This window comes from Agaribacterium haliotis (assembly GCF_002312815.1).
GTDB classification, from domain to species: domain Bacteria; phylum Pseudomonadota; class Gammaproteobacteria; order Pseudomonadales; family Cellvibrionaceae; genus Agaribacterium; species Agaribacterium haliotis.
Window position 1 is genome coordinate 135,643 of sequence record NZ_NKQJ01000006.1, and the last position, 21,598, is coordinate 157,240.

Annotated in this window: 20 protein-coding genes and 2 tRNA genes; 4 read left to right on the forward strand and 18 right to left on the reverse strand. The window is 52.6% G+C overall.

Annotation, left to right across the window (positions count from 1 at the left end):
• Positions 1-14: 14 nt before the first annotated feature.
• From CFK45_RS08775 to rlmE, 18 genes are all read right to left on the reverse strand, one after another.
• Positions 15-815, reverse strand: coding sequence for a MipA/OmpV family protein (locus tag CFK45_RS08775; protein WP_096086071.1), 801 nt, complete (start codon positions 813-815; stop codon positions 15-17).
• 74 nt (positions 816-889) lie between these two features.
• Positions 890-3,034: a polyribonucleotide nucleotidyltransferase gene (gene pnp, locus CFK45_RS08780; protein ID WP_096086072.1), complete on the reverse strand. Its 2,145-nt coding sequence runs from the start codon at positions 3,032-3,034 to the stop codon at positions 890-892.
• Between the two features lie 93 nt (positions 3,035-3,127).
• Positions 3,128-3,388, reverse strand: coding sequence for a 30S ribosomal protein S15 (gene rpsO, locus CFK45_RS08785; protein WP_096086073.1), 261 nt, complete (start codon positions 3,386-3,388; stop codon positions 3,128-3,130).
• A gap of 145 nt (positions 3,389-3,533) precedes the next feature.
• Positions 3,534-4,469, reverse strand: coding sequence for a tRNA pseudouridine(55) synthase TruB (gene truB / locus CFK45_RS08790; RefSeq protein ID WP_096086074.1), 936 nt, complete (start codon positions 4,467-4,469; stop codon positions 3,534-3,536).
• On the reverse strand, positions 4,469-4,888 hold the full coding sequence (gene rbfA / locus CFK45_RS08795; RefSeq protein WP_096086075.1) for a 30S ribosome-binding factor RbfA: 420 nt from the start codon (positions 4,886-4,888) through the stop codon (positions 4,469-4,471). The genes truB and rbfA overlap by 1 nt, the downstream gene beginning before the upstream one ends.
• Positions 4,888-7,719 carry a translation initiation factor IF-2 gene (infB, locus tag CFK45_RS08800; protein WP_096086076.1) on the reverse strand — a complete coding sequence of 944 codons (2,832 nt, stop codon included), beginning with the start codon at positions 7,717-7,719 and terminating at the stop codon, positions 4,888-4,890. Before infB ends, rbfA begins: the two co-directional genes overlap by 1 nt.
• Positions 7,720-7,775: 56 nt before the next feature.
• Complete coding sequence (gene nusA, locus CFK45_RS08805) at positions 7,776-9,257, reverse strand: transcription termination factor NusA (RefSeq protein WP_096086077.1); 1,482 nt, start codon at positions 9,255-9,257, stop codon at positions 7,776-7,778.
• Between the two features lie 17 nt (positions 9,258-9,274).
• Positions 9,275-9,730: a ribosome maturation factor RimP gene (gene rimP / locus CFK45_RS08810; protein WP_096086168.1), complete on the reverse strand. Its 456-nt coding sequence runs from the start codon at positions 9,728-9,730 to the stop codon at positions 9,275-9,277.
• A gap of 286 nt (positions 9,731-10,016) precedes the next feature.
• A tRNA-Met gene (locus CFK45_RS08815) sits at positions 10,017-10,093 on the reverse strand.
• Between the two features lie 111 nt (positions 10,094-10,204).
• Positions 10,205-11,170, reverse strand: coding sequence for a YbgA family protein (locus CFK45_RS08820; RefSeq protein ID WP_096086078.1), 966 nt, complete (start codon positions 11,168-11,170; stop codon positions 10,205-10,207).
• A 64-nt stretch (positions 11,171-11,234) separates the two neighbouring features.
• Positions 11,235-12,086, reverse strand: a complete 852-nt coding sequence (locus CFK45_RS08825) for a substrate-binding periplasmic protein (protein ID WP_096086079.1) — start codon at positions 12,084-12,086, stop codon at positions 11,235-11,237.
• A 205-nt stretch (positions 12,087-12,291) separates the two neighbouring features.
• Positions 12,292-12,376 (reverse strand) — tRNA-Leu (locus CFK45_RS08830).
• 64 nt (positions 12,377-12,440) lie between these two features.
• Positions 12,441-12,827, reverse strand: a complete 387-nt coding sequence (gene secG / locus CFK45_RS08835; RefSeq protein ID WP_096086080.1) for a preprotein translocase subunit SecG — start codon at positions 12,825-12,827, stop codon at positions 12,441-12,443.
• A gap of 18 nt (positions 12,828-12,845) precedes the next feature.
• Positions 12,846-13,586, reverse strand: a complete 741-nt coding sequence (gene tpiA, locus CFK45_RS08840; RefSeq protein ID WP_096086081.1) for a triose-phosphate isomerase — start codon at positions 13,584-13,586, stop codon at positions 12,846-12,848.
• Between the two features lie 123 nt (positions 13,587-13,709).
• Positions 13,710-15,050, reverse strand: a complete 1,341-nt coding sequence (gene glmM, locus CFK45_RS08845; RefSeq protein WP_096086082.1) for a phosphoglucosamine mutase — start codon at positions 15,048-15,050, stop codon at positions 13,710-13,712.
• Between the two features lie 23 nt (positions 15,051-15,073).
• A complete protein-coding gene (gene folP, locus CFK45_RS08850) occupies positions 15,074-15,916 on the reverse strand; it encodes a dihydropteroate synthase (protein WP_204378437.1) in 843 nt (280 codons plus the stop codon).
• A gap of 36 nt (positions 15,917-15,952) precedes the next feature.
• A complete protein-coding gene (gene ftsH, locus CFK45_RS08855) occupies positions 15,953-17,860 on the reverse strand; it encodes an ATP-dependent zinc metalloprotease FtsH (RefSeq protein ID WP_096086083.1) in 1,908 nt (635 codons plus the stop codon).
• A 109-nt stretch (positions 17,861-17,969) separates the two neighbouring features.
• Positions 17,970-18,590, reverse strand: coding sequence for a 23S rRNA (uridine(2552)-2'-O)-methyltransferase RlmE (gene rlmE, locus CFK45_RS08860; protein WP_096086084.1), 621 nt, complete (start codon positions 18,588-18,590; stop codon positions 17,970-17,972).
• Positions 18,591-18,671: 81 nt separating this feature from the next.
• Here rlmE and CFK45_RS08865 point away from each other — a divergent pair, with 81 nt between their 5' ends.
• The 4 genes from CFK45_RS08865 (at position 18,672) to CFK45_RS08880 (ending at position 21,594) form a co-directional block, all read left to right on the forward strand.
• Positions 18,672-18,971 (forward strand): YhbY family RNA-binding protein, encoded by a 300-nt coding sequence (locus CFK45_RS08865; protein ID WP_096086085.1) that lies wholly within the window; start codon positions 18,672-18,674, stop codon positions 18,969-18,971.
• A gap of 112 nt (positions 18,972-19,083) precedes the next feature.
• Positions 19,084-20,526: an ATP-binding protein gene (locus CFK45_RS08870; RefSeq protein ID WP_096086086.1), complete on the forward strand. Its 1,443-nt coding sequence runs from the start codon at positions 19,084-19,086 to the stop codon at positions 20,524-20,526.
• Entirely contained in the window at positions 20,523-21,203 is a 681-nt protein-coding gene (locus CFK45_RS08875; RefSeq protein WP_096086087.1) for a response regulator, read from the forward strand. The genes CFK45_RS08870 and CFK45_RS08875 overlap by 4 nt, the downstream gene beginning before the upstream one ends.
• On the forward strand, positions 21,178-21,594 hold the full coding sequence (locus CFK45_RS08880) for a hypothetical protein (RefSeq protein WP_096086088.1): 417 nt from the start codon (positions 21,178-21,180) through the stop codon (positions 21,592-21,594). Before CFK45_RS08875 ends, CFK45_RS08880 begins: the two co-directional genes overlap by 26 nt.
• The last annotated feature ends 4 nt before the right edge of the window (positions 21,595-21,598 follow it).

Below are 21,598 nucleotides of genomic sequence, written 5' to 3' on the forward strand. Positions count from 1 at the left end.
ACAAAGGCAATTTTCTACTGAGCCCAGAAGTAGCGTGCCAACAAAAAACTGACCGAGAAAAAATCGTTGGTTTCTACCAGCGGGCTGTTTTTAGAAAAGTCCGTGCCGCTTAAGTTATCGTAACGTAGTGCAACGCCGTAACGCCAATCACCGCGGCGCTGAGTCAGTGAGCTTTTAAAATAACTGCCGCTAAAACCCGCACGAGCATCGTAATAAGGCCTATCGGGCAAGACAAACTCTTCATCGACCTGATAATAATAATCGTGGTAATTTTCATCGGCCCAGGTAATACCCAGAGAGCTGGATATACGCCAATCTCGTTCATTTTCCTGTTCGTGACGCCAGGTAATCTTTGGGTTAAAAAGGTAACCGACATAGTCGATACCGCTTAAACTCGCACCAAATACCGCGCGTACAGGCATGCGCAATACCCAGCCGTCGTCGTTAACATTGCCATCGAGGGCAATATTTAACGAAGGCCCAAGTTCAAAGGTTGAATCCAGCTCGGGCATGCCCCGGCGCAAATAATTGTCGTCGCGCCCACCACTTAAGGCAACCTCGCCACTGACATTAAACTCCCAGTACAGGGTTTTAACGAGCTCGCCACTGAGACCTTTTCTGTCGATTTTGATCCTATCTCCGCGGTAAATCAAAAACGGAACAGGTAAGGCTTTGGCCCCGTATTGTTTAGAGCCGCGATAATCGGCAAGGTACTGGGCTCCCAGCGCCACACCGAGTTCAATTTTGGGTTTCTCTTGCTCTGCAGCACCGGCGCTTATCGCTAACAGCGCAAATAGCAATAAAAAAACTCTCATAAGGTTCAACTTCAAAAATATCAGACACAAAAAAGCCCGCCTGAGCGGGCTTTTTATTCAGCAACTCAAACGGCTTAAGCTTGTGGCTCTTCACCTTCAGCTACATTGCCATTCGCATCGTCAGACGCCTCTGGAGCTGGTGGATCAAGCAACTCTTTAATTGAAAGCTTGATACGACCGCGGTTGTCGACGTCAAGACACTTAACCTTAACCTCTTGACCTTCTTCGAGGTAGTCACTGACGTTTTTAACACGCTCGTGAGCAATCTGGCTGATATGAACCAAACCATCTTTGCCCGGCAGGAAAGTAACAAAGGCACCGAAGTCAACGATACGGGCAACAACGCCGTCGTAAACCGCACCAATCTCCGCTTCTGCGGTAATTTCGTCAACCTTGTCGATCGCTGCCTGCAGTGCATCACCGTCCGGAGCGTAGATCTTCAAAGTACCATCGTCTTCGATATCGATAGAACACTGAGTCTCTTCGGTAATAGAACGGATGGTCGCACCACCTTTACCGATAACGTCGCGGATCTTGTCCGGGTCGATCTTGGTCTGGTAGAACTGAGGTGCGTTTTCACTGAGCTTCTGACGCGGCGCATCGATGCACTTGTTCATTTCCGCGAGGATGTGCAAACGTGCCTGCAAGGCCTGATCAAGAGCAATGCTCATGATCTCTTCATTAATGCCTTCGATTTTAATGTCCATCTGCAGTGCCGTTACACCAGCAGAGGTACCGGCAACTTTAAAGTCCATATCGCCGAGGTGGTCTTCATCACCGAGGATGTCAGTCAATACTGCAAAACCATCATCTTCTTTCACAAGCCCCATAGCAATACCGGCAACAGGCGCTTTAACAGGTGCACCGGCGTCCATCAAAGCCAAAGACGTACCACATACAGAGGCCATTGAGCTCGAGCCGTTAGATTCGGTGATCTCGCTGACAACACGCATGGTGTAAGGGAACTCTTCCTGGCTAGGCAGAGTTGCAGCAACACCGCGACGGGCCAAGCGACCGTGGCCTACTTCACGGCGGCCAGTGGCGCCGATACGACCGCACTCACCAACCGAGTACGGAGGGAAGTTGTAGTGCAACATAAATGGATCTTTGCGCTCGCCTTCAAGGGCGTCGATGATCTGTGCATCGCGCGCGGAACCGAGAGTCGCAACAACCAAAGCTTGAGTTTCACCGCGGGTAAACAAAGCCGAACCGTGAACCTTGGGCAAAACACCTACTTCAACGGCAATTGGGCGCACGGTAGAAGTGTCGCGACCGTCGATGCGCGGCTCACCATTGATAATGGCGCGGCGCACGGTTTGTTTTTCAAGCTTGCTGAAAACTTTTTTAACTTCGTCGGCGTCAACGTCTTCACTGGCCAGCGCTTCGGCTGCGGCATCGCGCAGTTCACCCAAGCGAGTGTAGCGGGCCATTTTGTCAGTGATACGATAAGCTTCGGCAATATCTGCGCCGTAGCCATCAGTAACCGCGTTAATCAACGGCTCGTTGGCGGCGGGAGCTGTCCACTCCCACTTGTCTTTGCCGGCTTCGGCAGCGAGTTCATTGACAGCTTGAATAACAGCCTGCATTTCCTGGTGAGCGTAGAGTACGGCACCGAGCATAATATCTTCAGGCAACTCTTGAGCTTCAGACTCAACCATTAATACCGCTTCTTTGGTGCCGGCAACAACCATGTCCAGCTCGCTATTTTTAAGCGCACTGTAAGTTGGGTTCAGCAGGTAACCAGCTTCCTGGTTGTAACCAACACGCGCCGCTCCAATTGGGCCGGCAAACGGAATACCAGAAATCGCCAGCGCAGCTGAAGTACCGATCATCGCACAAATATCTGGGTCGATGTCTTTCTCAGAGCTGATCACGGTACACAGAACTTGAACTTCGTTTAAAAAGCCGTTCGGGAACAGTGGGCGAATGGGGCGGTCGATAAGGCGGCTGGTCAGAGTCTCTTTCTCTGAAGGGCGGCCTTCACGCTTTAAAAAACCACCGGGGATTTTACCGGCAGCGTAGTATTTCTCTTGATAGTGCACAGACAGAGGGAAAAAATCCTGACCCTCAGAAGCACTTTTTGCAGCAACAACGGTACACAGAACAGAGGTCTGACCAACACTGGCGATAACAGCACCAGTAGCCTGACGCGCGACACGTCCTGTCTCTAAAGTTACGGTTTGTCCACCGTATTCGAATTGCTTTTTAACGGGATTCATTGCCCTTCCTATACTTTTCTTTTCTTCATCAATATAAAAATTCTGTCAGGCAACACAAAAAATGCCCGCACAAGGCGGGCACTTTCAGGTTCCTTAACGGCGCAGGCCAAGCTTTTTAATCAGCGCAGCGTAGCGGTTGAGGTCCTTACCTTTAAGATAGTCGAGCAACTTACGACGCTGGTTCACCATGCGAATCAGACCACGACGACTGTGATTGTCTTTTTTGTGATCTGCGAAGTGGCCTTGCAACTTGTTGATGTTTGCAGTTAACAAAGCGACTTGTACTTCAGTTGAACCAGTTTGGCCACCGTTGTCGGCGACAATTGCTTGTTTCTCTTGAGCGCTCAATGCCATGGAGCTATACCTCTATTTACTATGAATATGCCCTGCTGCAACTTAGTAAAAACCAAGTTTCAGCCTGATACGGCCCCTGCCGTGCATATTTACAGCGGGGGTCGGTGTTGTATAAGCAGCCAAAAACTAACTTAAGCTACTTAATCTAGACCACAAGGCGCTTTGGCGCCAAGCAGCCATCATCCGTTATCTCGGCAAGCCCAAGAAAACGGCCTGATTCTTCGAAAACGCGCACCGTATCACCTTCGTCGGCAATTTGATAGACCCGCGTATCCATAACTCGCTGACCGCGACAAAAATAAAAACCGCTGTCGTCGTCGATCTCTATTTTAGGCAGCGAGGCCACCGGCGCATCGGTTGCATGCAGGTGGTGGTCGAGTACTTCTGCGCGCTCTTCACCGCGCTCTTGTTCAAGTGCCTCGAGATCAAGCGCCATGCTTTCATCAAAAGCACCGCTTTTAACGCGGTGCAACTTAAAGACCCTGGCACCGCAACCGAGTTTTTCACCTAAGTCCGCTGCCAAAGAGCGCACATAAGTACCCTTGGTACAGGCGATCTCTACTTCGACATAGGCGCGCTCGCCAGCTTCAAAACTCAGCAGCTCATATCGGTAAATCGTTACGCTGCGAGCCTTGCGTTCAATCTCTATACCCTGACGAGCGAGTTTATACAGGGGCTGGCCATTGACCTTTAATGCCGAGTACATCGGCGGCACCTGGGCTATCTCGCCGCGGAAGCCGGCCATTGCCGCTTCTACGTCACTCTGACTAATAGCCGCTGCACTTTGTTCCTGAAGAATTTCGCCATCGGCGTCGGCAGTATCGCTGACCACACCGAGCTCAAATACCGAGCGATAGACTTTATCTGCGTCGAGAAGAAATTGACTGAACTTCGTTGCCTCGCCAAAACACAGAGGCAAAACACCTGTTGCGAGTGGGTCTAACGCCCCCGTGTGGCCGGCCTTTTGCGCAAAAAACAGGCGCTTAGCGCGCTGCAGCACGGCATTTGAGGTTTCGCCTGCGTGTTTATTTACAACCAGAACACCGTCGAGCTTGCGGCCAAATTTACGTCTGCGGCCCATCAGTTATTAGAGCCCTCAGCGGAATTACCATTAGCCTCATTAGATTCATCATCATTGCGCTTATCGGCGGCGATGGCCTGATCAATTTTGTGGCTAAGAATCTGGCCTTCGACAGCAACTTTGTCGTAGACAAAAAAGATACGCGGAACAACGCGCATTTTTACATCTTTAGCAACCTGGGTGCGGATATAAGGCGCAGCCTCATTCAGCACATCAATCGCGGCGTCGATGTCTTTTTGTTCATAGAGCCCGATAAAGGTGGTGTAAACCTTGGCAGAAGTCAGGTCGTTAGGCACTTTTACCGCATTGATGTTCGGCATACCTATGCGCGGGTCGCGCAGCTCAGCGCGCAGTATCTCGGCGATACTGCGCTGCAGGGCGTCGGAGACGCGATCGGCTCGCTTAAACTCTCTGGGCATTAAAGCTCACGCGCAACTTCTTTGACTTCAAAGACTTCGATCTGGTCGCCGACTTTAACGTCATAGTTCTTAACACCGATACCACATTCCATGCCGTTGCGAACTTCGTTGACGTCGTCTTTAAAGCGGCGCAAGGATTCGAGCTCGCCTTCAAAGATAACAACGTTATCGCGCAGAACACGGATAGGCTTGTTACGCATAACCGTACCTTCGGTGACCATACAGCCAGCAACCTGACCAAACTTCGGCGAACGGAATACGTCGCGCACTTCGGCGTAACCGATAAATTCTTCAACGCGCTCAGGCTCAAGCATACCGCTCAGCGCCGACTTAACTTCGTCGATCAGCTGATAAATGATGCTGTAGTAACGAACCTCGATGCTCTCAGCCTCGGCAAGTTTCTTCGCAGCGTTGTCGGCACGAACGTTAAAGGCCAGGACAATAGCGTTTGATGTCAGCGCGAGGTTGATGTCGTTGGTGGTGATACCGCCGACACCGTCACCGATGATGTTGACCTGAACTTCGTCGTTGCCCAAGTCCATCAGGGCTGCAGAAATAGCCTCGAGTGAACCGCGCACATCGGTTTTAACCACCACAGGAAGTACTTTCTTGTCGGTGCTGCCGTCAAAGCTGGCAAACATATTTTCAAGTTTGGCCGCTTGCTGACGCTTGAGCTTGTCTTGGCGCTCTTTCTCGGCGCGGAACTCAGAGACTTCACGCGCTTTGCGCTCATCCGTTACCACCAGGAATTCATCACCCGCCTGAGGTGGTGTATCAAGACCGAGCAGCTCTACCGGCGTTGAAGGGCCTGCCTGCTGGATGGTTTCACCGCGCTCGTTAATCATCGCGCGCACACGGCCAAGGCTCTGACCTGCCAGCATAATGTCGCCGCGCTTCAGCTCACCGCCTTGTACAAGCACGGTTGCAACCGCACCGCGACCTTTATCCATACGCGACTCAACTACTACACCGCGAGCAGGAACATCAACTGGAGCGGTCAGCTCAAGCAGTTCCGCTTGTAGGGCAACAGCTTCTAACAGCGCGTCGATGCCTTCACCAGTGTGAGCAGACACAGGAATAAACTGCGTATCACCGCCCCAGTCTTCAGGGATCACGTCTTTCGCTGCCAGCTCGTTTTTAACACGATCCGGATCAGCAGTTTCTTTATCGATTTTGTTGATCGCAACAACCATAGGCACGCCTGCAGCACGGCTGTGCTGAATCGCTTCTTCGGTTTGCGGCATTACGCCATCATCGGCGGCAACAACAAGAATAACAACGTCGGTACACTGGGCACCGCGAGCACGCATCGCGGTAAAGGCGGCGTGACCCGGAGTATCTAAGAAGGCCAGCTCACCGTGGCTGGTGCCAACGCGGTAGGCACCGATGTGCTGGGTAATACCGCCGGCTTCGCCGGAGGCAACCTTGGCTTCGCGAATGTAGTCAAGCAGTGAGGTTTTACCGTGGTCAACGTGGCCCATTACGGTAACAATCGGTGCGCGATGCACAACTTCACCTTCAACAGCTTTCACTTCTTCTTGCAGCTTGTCTTCAACCTCGGTTGCACTGACTAACTTAAAGCTGTGCCCCATTTCTTCAACCACCAACTGCGCAGTCTCTTGGTCGATGCTCTGATTCATCGTGGCCATGGTGCCCATCTTCATCAGAGCCTTAACCACTTCACCGGCTTTAACGCTCATGCGCTGAGCCAGATCACTGACGGTAATCTCTTCAGGGATTTCAACTTCGTGCACAATTTTACCCGTGGGCTTTTTAAAGCCGTGTTTGTTGGCTGCCAGCTTAATTTGCTTGCGCGGCTGCGGCGACGTGACTTTTTTGTGCTTTTCTACATGCAGTACGTCGAGTACTTCTTCACTATCTTCGGCGTAATCAAGCGCAGACTTAACTTTCTTCGGCCCGTTAACCTTTTTGACCGCCTTGCCAGCTTTTTTGTGATGCTTGGCTTGCTCATCTTCGCTGTCGGCAGTGGTCGTCGGTGCAGCTTTAAAGTGCTTAGGTTTCTTATCCGCCGTTTTAGCAGCGGCTTTGTCTTTCTCGGCCTTTTCTTTCTCGGCTGCAGCTTTTTGCTGGCGAGCTTCTTCGGCTTTCTTGCGCGCTTCATCGGCCTGCTTCTGCTCTTCTTTTTTGCGAGCAGCAGCTTGTTGACGCAGAAGTTCTATATCATCGCTGTAAGAGCTGACGATAGGCGCAGGCTTTTCTTCGACTTTAGCAGGCTCGTCGACACTCTCTGGCTCGACTTCTGTTTGAGCTGCTTCGGCTTCAACCTCAGCTTCAGCATCTTGTGGCTCTTGTTCGGCAACAAGCTCTTCTGCTACCGGCTCGTCTTCGGCTTCAGCCAGTTCGCTCTCGGCTTCTTGCTCAGCAACTTCTTCCAGCTCGGGCTCGGCAAGTGGCATTTCCTGCTCAACTTCGGCCACTTCTGCGACAGCCGGCTCTTGCTCTTCGACGGCAACAACTTGCTGTTCTTCTTCAAGTGCAGCCTGAGCTTCTGCTTCTTTTAACAACTCAGCAGGGTCGCGCTTGACATAAGTGCGCTTTTTGCGGACTTCAACGTTAACCGTTTTACGCGAACCGCCACTGCCGGTTTTTAAAGTGGTAGTGGTTTTTCGCTTCAGCGTGATTTTTTTTGGCTCTGCAGCGCTTTGGCCATGACTGGCTTTTAAAAAGCTGAGCAGAGTCTGCTTTTCTTCATCGGAAACCAGGTCATCGGAGGCGCCATGATTTAAGCCTGCCTGCTTCATTTGCGACAGGATGCGCTCGACCGAGGTGCCGACGGATTTGGCGAGTTCACTTACGGTTACTTCAGCCATAGATTCTTTCTTACCTGCTCTGGGTTTGTTCAGTTAAAGGTCGTTCTGTTGTGGATTTATTCAAACCACGGCTCACGTGCTTTCATAATCAATGCGGATGCACGCTCCTCATCCATGCCGTCGATCTCCATCAACTCGTCGACACTTTGTTCTGCCAAGTCTTCCATGTTGCAGATACCAAGCGCTGCCATCGCAAAAGCGGTCGCTTGGTCCATACCTTCCATATTCAATAAATCTTCAGCTGGCTGGCCACCCTCTGCCTGCTCTTCTTGAGCCAGCGCCTGGGTCAGCAGCGCGTCTTTGGCGCGGTTGCGCAGTTCTTCGGCAATGTCTTCGTCAAAACCATCAATCGCCAGAAACTCTTCCATTGGCACGTAGGCCACTTCTTCCAGAGAAGTAAAACCTTCATCAACCAATACTTCTGCAACATCTTGATCAACATCGAGCGCCTCCATAAAGGTCTCGATCATATTGCCACTTTCAGCCTGCTGTTTTTCTTCCCAGTCTTCAACGCTCATGACGTTGATATCCCAGCTGGTAAGCTCTGAGGCGAGGCGCACATTCTGACCGCCGCGACCGATGGCCTGGGCCAGGTTATCTTGCTGTACGGCAATATCCATCGAACCGGTTTCTTCATCCATAACAATGGATTCGATTTCCGCCGGAGCCATCGCATTAATAACAAACTGCGCTGGGTTGTCGTCCCACAATACAATGTCGATGCGCTCGTTGCCGAGCTCGTTGGAAACCGCTTGCACTCGCGCGCCGCGCATACCAACACAGGCGCCAACTGGGTCGATGCGACCGTCGTTGGTTGTCACCGCAATTTTTGCGCGAGAACCAGGGTCGCGGGCGGCGCCTTTAAGGGCAATAACTTCTTCAGATATTTCCGGCACTTCAATTTTAAATAGCTCGATCAGCATCGCCGGTACCGCACGGCTCAAAAACAGCTGCGGGCCGCGAGCCTCAGGGCGCACATCGGCGAGCACAGCGCGAACGCGGTCGTTCATGCGAAATACTTCGCGCCCAACCAACTCTTCTCGAGGAAGCAGGCCTTCGGCATTGCCGCCAAGGTCAACAATAATATTGTCGCGAGTAACTTTTTTGACGGAACCGGCAAGAATTTCACCAACTCGCTCACGGTATTCTTCCACCACCTGAGCGCGCTCTGCTTCGCGAACCTTTTGCACAATGACCTGTTTGGCGGTCTGCGCGGCAATTCGGCCAAAATCGACGTTTTCAACCACTTCGCGGTGAATATCACCGACCTTTAATTCCGGGTCTACTTCTGCCGCTTCTTCGGTCGTCAATTGGGTACCGAGCTCAGCCAACACGTCATCGGCAACAACTTCCCAGCTGCGTACTGTCTCGTAGTCACCGGTTCTGCGATCGATGTTTACTTCGATATTGCTCTCTTCGTCGTAGCGCTTTTTGGCTGCGGTAGCGAGGGCCAGCTCAATCGCCTCGAAAATAATTTCTCGATCGACACCTTTCTCATTGGAGACGGCGTCGGCAACCAACAGGATTTCTTTTTTCATCGAGCGTCCTCTAACTCCTAGTACGTGGGAACAACGTTGGCTTTTTCAATTAATTCAAATGGCAGCAGATACTCTTCGTTATCCACTTGCAAAACAATTTCGTCGCCCTCAACACCTTTGAGCAAGCCTGCGAACTTTCTTCGCCCCTCAAAAGCAATGCGTAAACGCAAACGAATTTGCTGACCAGCTAAGCGCTGGTACTGTTCTAGTTTATAGATCGGCCTATCCGTGCCCGGAGAACTAACCTCAAGGGTATATTCTCCGCTAATAGGATCTTCAACATCCATAACTGCACTAACTTGGCGACTGACTCGTTCGCAGTCCTCAAGCTGAATGCCATCTTCTTTATCAAGGTAAATTCTAAGCAGCACTTGCTGACCTTGGGTCTGATATTCAAGACCCCAAAGCTCACAGCCAAAGGACTCAGCCACCGGTGCAATCAATGCTTCAAGTTCAGCTTGTTTAGAGCTCATAATTCGTCTTTTACAAACAAAAAAAGGGCGCAAGGCCCACAGATACTTTTGAAAGGTTGGCCGCGAGGCCAAGCTCCATTCTAATACAAAGCGCTCGCTGTGCACATTTTGAACAAACCTTCGCGCAGATACAAAAAAACCCCATAGAGGGGCTTTTTCGCCGCGCTTATAATGCGCTTTTGTCCGCAGCGAACTCCGTTCCGGGCTGTTCGGTGCCTGAACCGAACGCGAGCACTCATCCGTGTTGCTTGCTTTGATTAATTGCATAACGCAGTTAATCGAAAATTGGTAGCGGGGGCTGGATTTGAACCAACGACCTTCGGGTTATGAGCCCGACGAGCTACCAGGCTGCTCCACCCCGCACCATCGCCAAAAAGGCAGTCTCATTGAGACTTCGCTAGAGAACGTCTCCCCAAGCGAGGCGCGCATTATAGGGAGAGCCCCAAAGCAGGTCAAGGAGAATTTAGTGAGTATTTAAATATTATTGCGAAGGCCTAACTCTTGAGCATAGGGACGCAAATACGCCGAAGCGCGGATATAAGACGAACCGAAGCGCTCGAGGTATTGTTCAAGCATTGTTGCCGGCACCGCAAGGTTGACGTGACCGCGGCGATACGCACTGATCGTTTGCTGCAAACCCTGGCGCAAATCAGCATCCAAGTTTCGCTTGAGGTAACCAGCAAGGTGCTGCAGCACATTAACATGGCCCCGGCGAGTCGCCGGCTTGCGCAGGCAGAGCATAAAATCTTTTATATAAAGCGACTTTAATTCATCAAGCGCCAACCCCTCGTGGTTGGCAACAAGGCGGCCGAGCTGACGATATAAGGGCTGGCTGTGCGCCATCAACAAATATTTGTAACGCGCATGGAAATCAAGCAGGGTTTTTATTGAGCTTGCGGGCTTAACCTCACTTAGCCAGCGCGAATAAGCATAAACCCTGGCGACAAAATTCTCTCTCAATACCGGGTCGTGCAGGCGCCCCTCCTCTTCCATCGGCAAGAGCGGCTGCACCGACTTTAAACCGCGAACAAACATGCCCTCATGCTGCCCAGGCTGAGGCATGCCGCCTTTAAACAGCTTGGCGCTAAGCAAAGCGCACGACGGCGAGCCTTTTATCAAAATATAACCGGCAAGCTCGCCCGCCTGCTGGCCAACCTCACAACCGTAGTCAAAGAGTTGCTGGGCAACTTCGAGCTCGGGATTTTTATTGCCGCGAACCTTTAGCTGGCCATCCTCGTCAACCAGGCGAATGGTTTCTCTCGGCACGCCGAGACCAATAGCCACTTCCGGGCACCAGCCCTGATACTCAAACACCGCAGCCAAAGGCCCAAGACAGTATTTTGATCGTTTGTGCCCCGCGTTGTAGCGCACATTTTCACCAAGCAAGCAGGCGCTGATACCGAGTTTGATTTTTTTTTGCTGACTATCAGCTATTTCCATCACAGATTTGCTCCCTCTCCAGAATCACTATTAAGCAGTAACTACGAAACACTAGAAATATAGATCACTGAGCGACACGATTAACAACACGCCAACCGCTAACCGCGGGATTGCCAATGCCCAGGTGGCGCAAATAGTCATTGAGCTCGCCCGTGCGCCGCATCCTTGCCAAAACAGTATTTAAACGCTGCTGCAGAGCCTTGCCGTGAAGCGAGCGACGAGAAATAGCATAGTGGCGCGAGCTGGGCATCAGTACTCGCACACCGGGCAAGGGTTCAAACTCACCACCGTAACGCTCAACAGTTAAAGCGGCGCTGTTAGGAAAGCTGAGCAAGGTAAAGTCAGCGCGGCCGAGCTTTAACAGCTCAAAAATGCTCTGCTGCTTAACAACCTGGCGCGAATGCGCACTGAGCTCGTCCAATACCATGCGATCTTGCCGCCAGCCCGCAGTGGTAATAGCGCTCAAAGCGCGAATATCAACACTAGTGGCGCCGAGCGCGCGATGCCCTTTTGGTAAATACAGGCCCTTTTCACTCTCACCTATCAGCAATAGCGGCTCGGAAAGCCAAAAGCTATCCGGATTAGCATCCTCAAACCAAATTGTTTCAGCGGCGATATCTGCCCGCCCCTGCTCGAGCAGCTTCAGGGCACGCGCATAATTTGGCGCAAGCACAAATTCAAACTCTAAGGGCCCCTCTCGCAGCAGCGCTTTACACAACAAAGCCAACTCCACCGCACCACTCGGATAGCTGTGCTGCTCGGGCAAGCGCCCATCACCGCAGCTTCGCCCTCGGTTTAATGCGTTAAAACTTTCAGCGAGATAATAAGGCGCAGCAATGCGAATCTGCGCTGAGACTTCAAGCGCCTGAACGGCAATGCACACTATCAGCAACAACACACAACGCACTCGCGACATAAGCAATCCCTACTCAGTTACAAGTATTATCGCGCTAGCACAGCAACAAAGAAAATAAGAAAAAATGTAGAGTCCGCGCGGCGCTTCAACACCAGGAGCCCGCTAGCCCTAATAGCTAGAGACCACGACAACCTGGCAAGCCAAAAAGAAAAATCAAAGACGAGAAAATAAAAAAGCCCCTGACTTTCGTCAGAGGCTTTTCAGGTGGTGCCCAAGGCCGGACTTGAACCGGCACGGCTTGCGCCACTACCCCCTCAAGATAGCGTGTCTACCAATTCCACCACTTGGGCAAAACTTTGCGATGATTGCACTCTGAATGAGGAGTTCAGAGCACTACGCGAAATCTGTACTGATTTATTTACTGTCGCTATCAGCTGCAGTGTCGTCGACAACAGGAGCTGTTTCAATTTCCAGTACTGGAACATCATCAACGGGCGCAGACTCAACTTCGAGCACAGGCACATCAACCTCTTCAAGTACAGGCAAATCGAGATCATCGCCAACAGTGCTTTGTTTTTTTGCAATGATCGCCAGGCTAAAGCTGGTAACAAAAAAGACAAAAGCAAATACAGCAGTAAGCTTTGCAAAGAAGTTGCCACCACCGGTAGCACCAAAAAGCGTTTGCGAAGCTCCGGCACCAAATGAGGCGCCCATTTCGGCCCCCTTACCTTGCTGCATCAAAATCAAACCAATAATGATCAGAGCAACAATTAAGTGAGCCAGTAAAATTAAATTTTCCATCAGTACAAACCAATAGCTTTATTCAGCTGCGCGACAGATGGCTAGAAAATCTTCTGCTTTTAAAGAAGCACCACCAACCAGTGCGCCATCAATGTCTTGCTGAGCAAAAAGTGCCGCGGCACTTTCTGGTTTCACACTACCACCGTAAAGAACAGCAGTGTGCTCGCCTTCGGGCCCAAGCACCTCACGAATATACGCGTGAACTTCCTGAGCCATTTCTGGTGTAGCTGAACGGCCAGTGCCGATCGCCCAAACAGGCTCATAGGCAACCACACCCTTAGCAACACCTTCCAAACCAACGCGCTCGATAACCGCTCGCAATTGGCGACCGACCACATCAAAAGTTTTTTCTGCCTCACGCTCTTCGAGGGTTTCACCAACACAAAGAACAGGAACCAGACCTTTTTTTGCAGCCGCTTCAAATTTTTCTGCAATCAAGGTATCCGTTTCACCCTGATATTCGCGGCGCTCACTGTGACCAACAAGCACGTATTTACAACCGAGATCGAGCAACATATCGGCACTGACCTGACCGGTGTAAGCACCGCTGGCGTGCTGGCTCAAGTCCTGAGCACCAAAGGCAATATTGCTTTGCTCAAGCAACTCGGCCGCTTTAGCTAAATAAGGATAAGGAGGGCAAACGGCCACTTCAGCCTGGTGAACTCCAGTCCAACCTTCGCTCAAGCCAGCAAGTAAGTCAGCTGTCTGGGCAAAGCTTGCATTCATTTTCCAGTTACCAATAACTGTAGGACGACGCATATTTGTTCCTTATCTCTTTCTCAGGGGCACGCCCCTGTTCAAGCGGGCGGCAATTGTAGGGGAAGCGCTTGCGACTTACAAGCGCCAAATAAAAACTATTTCTCAGTGTCGGCAACGGCCGTCTTACGCGAGCGCCTGCGCTACAACATCGGCAAGCTCGGTACACAACGTGTGCACCTGAGACCGGTTTTCGCCTTCGACCATGACACGAATAACCGGCTCGGTCCCGGATGGCCGCAATAACACGCGGCCGCGCCCGGCCATTGCCGCCTCGACTTCGCGTATCGTCTGTTGCACACCTTCGTGCTTGTCGAGATCAATGCGATTATTGACCGGAACATTAATCATATGCTGCGGAAACATGCTCATTTCTGCACAGGCATCAGCGAGGCTCTGGCCGCTGTCACCGAGCGCCTGCAATACTTGCAGCGCAGAGATAATACCGTCACCGGTCGTGGTCAGGTCTTTACAAACAATATGACCGGAACTCTCACCGCCAATCAACCAGCCGGTTTTGGCCATGCGCTCAATAACATACCGATCGCCGACTTTAGCCCGCTCAAAACCGATACCGCGCTCTTTCATTGCCAATTCAAAACCGTAATTAGTCATCAGTGTGCCGACGACACCTTCACAGCCTTGCTCAGAGCGGTGACGATAACTCGCAATAATAAAAATGAGTTGATCACCGTCAACCTCACGCCCGCGATGGTCAACAAACAGCACCCGATCGCCATCTCCGTCAAAAGCGATACCGAGATCTGCGCCGCTTTCAAGCACTTTGGCACCGAGCTGAGCGGTATGGGTTGAGCCGCATTCAAAGTTGATGTTTAAACCATCTGGCTTGTTTGCTATCACCTCGACTTTGGCACCGAGCTCGCGGAACACCTTTGGTGCGATGCTATAGGTCGCGCCGTTGGAGCAGTCGAGCACAATATGCATGCCCTCCAAGCTAAAACCCCACGGCAAAGAGCCTTTACAGAATTCAACATAGCGCCCCTCGGCATCATCAATGCGCCGAGCCTTGCCTAAAGCCGAAGCCATCACCATCGGCTGATCTATCTGCGACTCAATCGCCAGCTCCAGTTCATCGGCAAGCTTGCTGCCAAAGGTGTTAAAGATCTTGACGCCATTGTCGGTGAAGGGGTTGTGAGAGGCGCTGATAACCAGGCCGGCCTTGGCCTGAAAGGTACGTGTCAAATAAGCAATGCCGGGAGTTGGCATCGGCCCAAGCAGGCCGACATCCACACCCGAGGCAATCAAACCTGCCTCGAGGGCCGACTCAAACATATAACCGCTAATGCGCGTATCTTTGCCGATCAACACCATGCCTGGCTTGCGAGAACCGTGCTGACCGAGCACCTTGCCAACGGCCCAGCCCAGCTGCAGAAAAAATTGAGGGTTGATATGACTGTCACCCACACGGCCGCGTATGCCGTCGGTGCCAAAATATTTTCTTGCCATTGTTATGAGAACCTTAACCCGAGTTAAGCTCGGTGTAATAAATTAAATAGGCGTATTAGATCGGCCGTTTCTTCGACATCGTGTACACGCAAAACTTTTGCTCCGCGCATTAATACATCGTAGGCGAGCGCGAGCGAACCGGCGAGGCGTTGCTCAGGCGGCCGTCCAAGCAAGCGCCCGAGCATGGATTTGCGCGAGACGCCGATCAAAACCGGGCAGCCCAACGCAACAAAATCTGCTGTCGCCCGTAAAAGCGCGAGATTATGCTCATCACTTTTACCAAAACCAATACCGGGGTCGAGAATTAGCTTGTCCCGGTTTATTCCCGCGGCCTCGCAGATGGCCATGCGCTCTTTAAACCACTGCTGAAGCTCGTCGACAACATTGCTGTAAACGGGGCGCTGCTGCATCGTCGCCGGTTGCCCCTGCATGTGCATCAGGCAAACGTGCAAACCCGTCTCGGCTGCGGCCTGCAGCGCACCTTCGCGGCTGAGCGCACGCACATCGTTAATTAACGCCGCGCCAGCTGCCGCCGCTTCCGTCATCAATTGCGCATTGCTGGTATCGATCGACAGCGGCACATCAAAACGAGCATGCAACGCTTCGACAAGCGGCAATACACGATCGATCTCTTGCTGACTGGAAACCTCGGCCGCACCGGGGCGAGTAGATTCACCCCCGATATCAATGATATCGGCCCCAGCTGCGAGCTGAGCCTCAACCCTGGCCAGCACCAAGTCCAGCGCAGCGGTCGCCGAGCCGGGAGTGTAAAGCTGGCCGCCGTCGTAAAAAGAATCAGGGGTAACATTGAGCACAGCCATCAAACGCGGATGCTCAAAAAAATTAGCGTCTATCTGTTGGGGCATAAAAAGAAAGGCCCGGCAAAGCCGGGCACTTAACAGTTATTTTTCTTCGGCGGGACCGCCAACGGGGCTTTCTGTTTTTTCACTGTCACCGACCGAAGCACTGGCGCCGTCGTCGTCTTTGCCCCAGTGACCGTCACCCCAGTCGCGCGGCGGCCGCACTTTCCGGCGCTTCATCAGATCTTCAACCTGATCGCTGTCGATGGTTTCGTACTCCATCAGCGCATCTTTCATCGCCTCAAGAATATCCTTGTTTTCTTCGAGAATATCTTCAGCGCGCTTGTAAGTCTCATCAATTAGGCGACGCGCCTCTTCGTCGATGAGCTTTGCGGTTTCGCCGCCGTACTGCTGCGTGCCCGTTCCGGGGTAGGCACCTTCGTCCTCGCCATAGTGCATGGGCCCAAGTTTCTCACTCAAACCCCACTTGGTTACCATATTGCGGGCGAGCTGGCTGGCGCGCTCAATATCGTTAGAGGCGCCGGTGGTTACGCCGTCAAAACCAAGTGTCATCTCTTCGGCAATACGCCCGCCAAACAGCGAACAGAGCATGGATTCGAGCGCACGCTTGCTGTGACTGTGCTTGTCTTCTTCGGGCAAATACTGGGTTACACCGAGGGCTCGGCCACGGGGAATAATACTGACCTTGTGCACAGGGTCGTGCTCGGGCACCAAATAACCAACGATTGCGTGACCGGCCTCGTGGTAGGCAGTATTTTCTTTTTCTTTCTCGCTCATCACCATGGACTTGCGCTCGGCGCCCATTAGGATTTTATCGCGAGCGCGCTCAAACTCTTCCATCGTTACCAGGCGTTTGTTTGCACGCGCGGCAAACAACGCAGCCTCGTTGACAAGATTGGCAAGGTCCGCACCGCTAAAACCAGGTGTGCCTCGAGCGATGATCGACGCCTGCACATGATCTTCAAGCGGCACTTTGCGCATGTGCACTTTTAAGATGTGCTCGCGACCGCGAATATCCGGCAAGCCAACAAACACCTGGCGATCAAAACGCCCAGGGCGCAGCAGAGCTTTATCGAGCACATCCGGGCGGTTGGTGGCAGCGATAACAATAACACCTTCATTCCCTTCAAAGCCGTCCATCTCTACCAGCAACTGGTTTAGGGTCTGCTCGCGCTCATCGTGGCCACCGCCGTGGCCGCCGCCGCGGTGACGACCAACAGCATCGATCTCATCAATAAAGATAATGCAGGGGCTGTGCTTTTTGGCCTGGTCAAACATATCGCGTACACGCGAAGCGCCGACACCAACAAACATTTCAACGAAATCGGAGCCGGAGATAGAGAAAAACGGTACTTTGGCCTCACCGGCAATGGCTTTGGCCAGCAGGGTCTTACCGGTACCCGGAGGCCCGGCCATCAATACACCGCGGGGAATTTGACCACCGAGGCGCTGGAAGCGACTAGGGTCTTTGAGGTACTCAACCAGTTCCTGTACTTCTTCTTTGGCTTCATCTACACCGGCAACATCGGCAAAAGTGGTTTTAACTTGATCCTCGCCGAGCATGCGCGCCTTGCTTTTAGCAAAGCTCATCGGCCCGCCCCGGCCGCCACCGCCGCCCTGCATTTGGCGCATAAAAAAGATAAACACTGCGATAAACAGCAAAATGGGGAAGCTGGCAACCAGCAGCTGCTCCCACAAACTGTGCTTTTCTGGTTCTTTGCTGACAATTTCAACGTTGTGATCGAGCAGCAACGGCATCAGGTCGAGGTCGGTAATCTGTGGGCGCACCACCGAGAATTGCTCGCCGCCGTCACCGGTGACACGAATCACCCGGTCGTCGACATCAACTTTATCAACCCGGCCCTGCTCAACCTGGTGGATGAACTCGCTGTAGCTCATCTGCATTTTTGCCTGCGGCTCATTAAAGTTCTGAAATACCATGAACAAAATGGTCGCGATCACTAACCACAGAATTAAATTCTTAGTCATATAGCCTTTTACCTGAAGCCCCCAAGGGCCAATCTAAATTCCCAATGCTGCTTATTGTGTGCTGCTACGAACAGAGTATACGCTCGAGCGCGCAAAACTGACCAAGCTTTTACGCTTTAAAGCCCTTGCCAAGCACGTACACCTCGCGCGAGCGCGCGCGCGATGAATCCGGCTTGCGAATAACCACGGTTTTAAAGTGCTGACGACAATTTTTGACGTAGTCGTCAAAACCTTCACCCTGAAACACCTTGCAGGCAAAACTGCCATTGGCCGCCAGCGTTCGCACTGCAAAATCCAGCGCCAATTCAACTAAATACATGGCAGCAGGCTGATCCACAGCACTTACTCCACTCATGTTGGGGGCCATATCCGAAATTACAAGGTCACACTTATTATCACCGAGTGTTTGCAGCAGCTTTTCGTAGACTGCATCCTCGGTAAAATCACCCTGCACAAAGTCGACACCGGCCATGCCGTCCATCGGCAGAATATCCGAGGCGATAACGGAGCCCTTAGCGCCGACCAACTCAACTGCCACCTGCGACCAACCACCGGGCGCGGCACCGAGATCGACCACACTCATACCGGGACGAAACAATTTATCTTTTTTGTTCAACTCCACCAACTTGTAACTGGCGCGCGAACGATAACCGTCTTTTTGGCTTTGTTTTACATACTGATCGCTAAAGTGCTCTTGCAACCAGCGATTTGAACTTTTGGATTTGGCCATGCAATACAGACCGACGTAGATCAATAATAAATAAGCGCTTAAAATAGCACATTTCCCCTGCCACTACTTCTGGAACTCACTGTGCCCCTAAGCCGCGACACCATAAAACGCTACCGAAACATCGGCCACGACCTCAAACCCGTTGTCACCATTTCTGAGAACGGCCTCAGCGAGGGGCTGCTTGCCGAACTAGACAGGGCGCTCAACGATCACGAACTTATCAAAATAAAACTCGCCATTGGCGATCGCGATGCGCGCAAAAGCATTTGCGCCGAAGCCTGCGAGCACGCCAAAGCCGAAATTGTGCAAGAGATAGGCAAAGTAGCGCTGATTTTCCGCGAATCTGCGAAACCCAAACTAAAGACGTCAAATATTCGCTAAGGTTCGCTCCCTTAGCGGCAAATGTGAAAAAAAGACGCAACTTAAGGCCGCTGGCTTGCACCCCCGGGCGCCCTGCCCTAGGGTGGGGCTGAATTCAAACCCGGGTTAAGACGTGTCTCTTTTTCGCAGCCTGCGCTTCAAACTCTGGCTCGCCATCGCCCTGCCGCTGCTTATTTTGCTCGGCGCGCAAGTCGGCCTGAACTACCTGCAGTTAAAGCAGCGCTTTTTAGACTTCAGCCAGGAAAGCCTGTACGAGCAGCTACCGCAGCTGTCCGAGCGCATTGTCGACATCTACCAGCGCCGCCAAAGCCTGGCGCCATTAAAAAACCGCGACCGCCTGTGGCAGCGCCTTGTCGCTCGCAGCCTCAACCTTGAGCTTGCGGGCCCACCCCGCCCCGGTGATTTCAATAAACACGAGAAGCGCCCCGAGGCACACAGCGCCGCGCCAAACCGAGCGCAGATGCAACTTATCCGCAGCTTAAGCCTCTACGATGCCGAGCGTCAGCTGATTGTCGGCCGCGATCACCGCAGCGGCGACAGCGAGTGGCTGCCAGTCTACGACGGCGCCACTACAATAGCCTGGCTGCGCTACAGCAAACCGGAAAAACTCGTGCGCCACAGCGAACAGCGCTTTCTCGAACAACAACTGCGCTATTTGTTAAGCGCCGGCGCCGCCATCGGCCTGCTGTCATTTGTCCTGGCGGCGCTAATCGCGCGCTGGCTCAGTGGCAGCATCGTCTCGGTGCGCGATGCCGCTGAGCGTGTCGGCCGCGGCGATTTTAGTGCGCGCATCAACAATGACAGCCAAGACGAGCTCGGCGAACTGTGCCGCAGTTTTAACGCCATGGCAGTCAAGCTCGAGCACAGTGAACAGTTGCGCCGGCGCTGGTTTGCCGATATCAGCCACGAGCTGCGCACCCCCGTCGCCGTGCTCAAGGCTCAAATCGAAGCCATGCTCGACGGCGTGCGCCCCTCGGACACCGACAACCTCAATATCGTCAGCCGCCAAATCGACGATATGAGTCGGCTAATTAACGACATCTTTGAACTGGCCCTAAGCGATGCCAAGGCCCTGGTACTGCACAAACACAGCTGCGAATTAGCCTTACTGCTTGAAGAGTTTCACGACGATCACCTGCAACACTGCCTTGAGCGCGGCATGGAATTTAGCCTGCAAATAAGCGATCGCGACTGCCTGGTCAACATAGACGACAAGCGCTTTAAGCAGGTGCTTAGCAACCTGCTCGAAAACAGTCTGCGCTACAGCGACAAACCCGGCAAAATTCAGTGGCAGTTGACCAAGCGCGGCGATGTGTTTCAACTGAGCTGCGACGACAGCGCCCCCGGCGTGCCCGCGAGCCAGCAGCAACAAATTTTTGAACGCCTTCAGCGCCTTGAACACAGCCGCAACCGCGCCAGCGGCGGCGCCGGCCTTGGCCTGGCACTGTGCCGCAGCCTGATCGAACAGCATGGTGGCAGCATTTACGCCCAGAGCAGCCCACTTGGCGGGCTCAGAATTGTGATCGATTTGCCCAACAGCGGAGCCCAAACGTGAACAAAGCTATCGCCATTGTCGAAGATGAACAGACGCTTGCAGCCCTGGTTAGCGACTACTGCAAGGCCGCCGGCTACGACAGTGTTGTTTTCCACAACGGCAGCGAGGCCAGCACATGGTTTCAGAGCAACAGCGCTGCGCTGGCGGTGCTCGACATTATGCTGCCCGGCCAAGACGGCCTGAGTCTGTGCCGAGAAATAAAACAGCACAGCCCCAAAACCGGGATCATTATGGCCACCGCCAAAGTAGAAGAAGTCGACCGTTTACTCGGGCTCGAGCTCGGTGCCGACGACTACCTGTGCAAACCCTACAGCCCCAAAGAATTAATTTTGCGCATCAAAGCCATTTTAAGGCGCACCCAGGGCGACAGCACAAAACAAGAAGTTCAACTCGACAAACAGCGCCTGTGCGTCAACATACACGGCACTGAAGTGCAGTTAACCGCGATCGAGTGCGCACTCTTTGCACTGCTGTTTCAAAGGCGCGGGCATATTTTTTCCAGGGCCTATATCATGGACAATATCTACAGTGACTACCGGGTAGTCAGCGACCGCACGGTCGACAGTCACATTAAAAAATTGCGAAAAAAACTAAGTGAGGCCGCCCCCGAGCTGCAACTCATTCACTCGATTTATGGGGCCGGCTACAAATATGAATATCAGCAAAACAACAATTAAAGCCACATTTACTGGCCTTAGCTGCGCACTCGCCGCCTGTGCCAGCAGCCCCAAACCCGCCTACAGCGAATTTTTAACACGCATGAGCGATTCGGGCCTCAAGCACTTTGAACTTCGCTTTATGCCAGAGCCCAAAGCAAAAAATAAAAAACAAGCCGGCCGCGGCCAGCGCCCATCCAGCGGCAACCCCAAAAAAGCGTACCGCAAAGCCAGGGAACAGATGTTAAAAGAAGCCGACAGGCAAATTGCCCAAAACCACTATTGCCGCGAAGGCTTCTGGGTCATGAGTTTTGAAAGCAGCGGCCGCGCACACCGCTTGCGTGGCGAGTGCAACGAACTCGCTTCAGCGGCGGATAGAGAGCAGTTCCCGCAAACCCTTAAAAACTGGTAGCCGT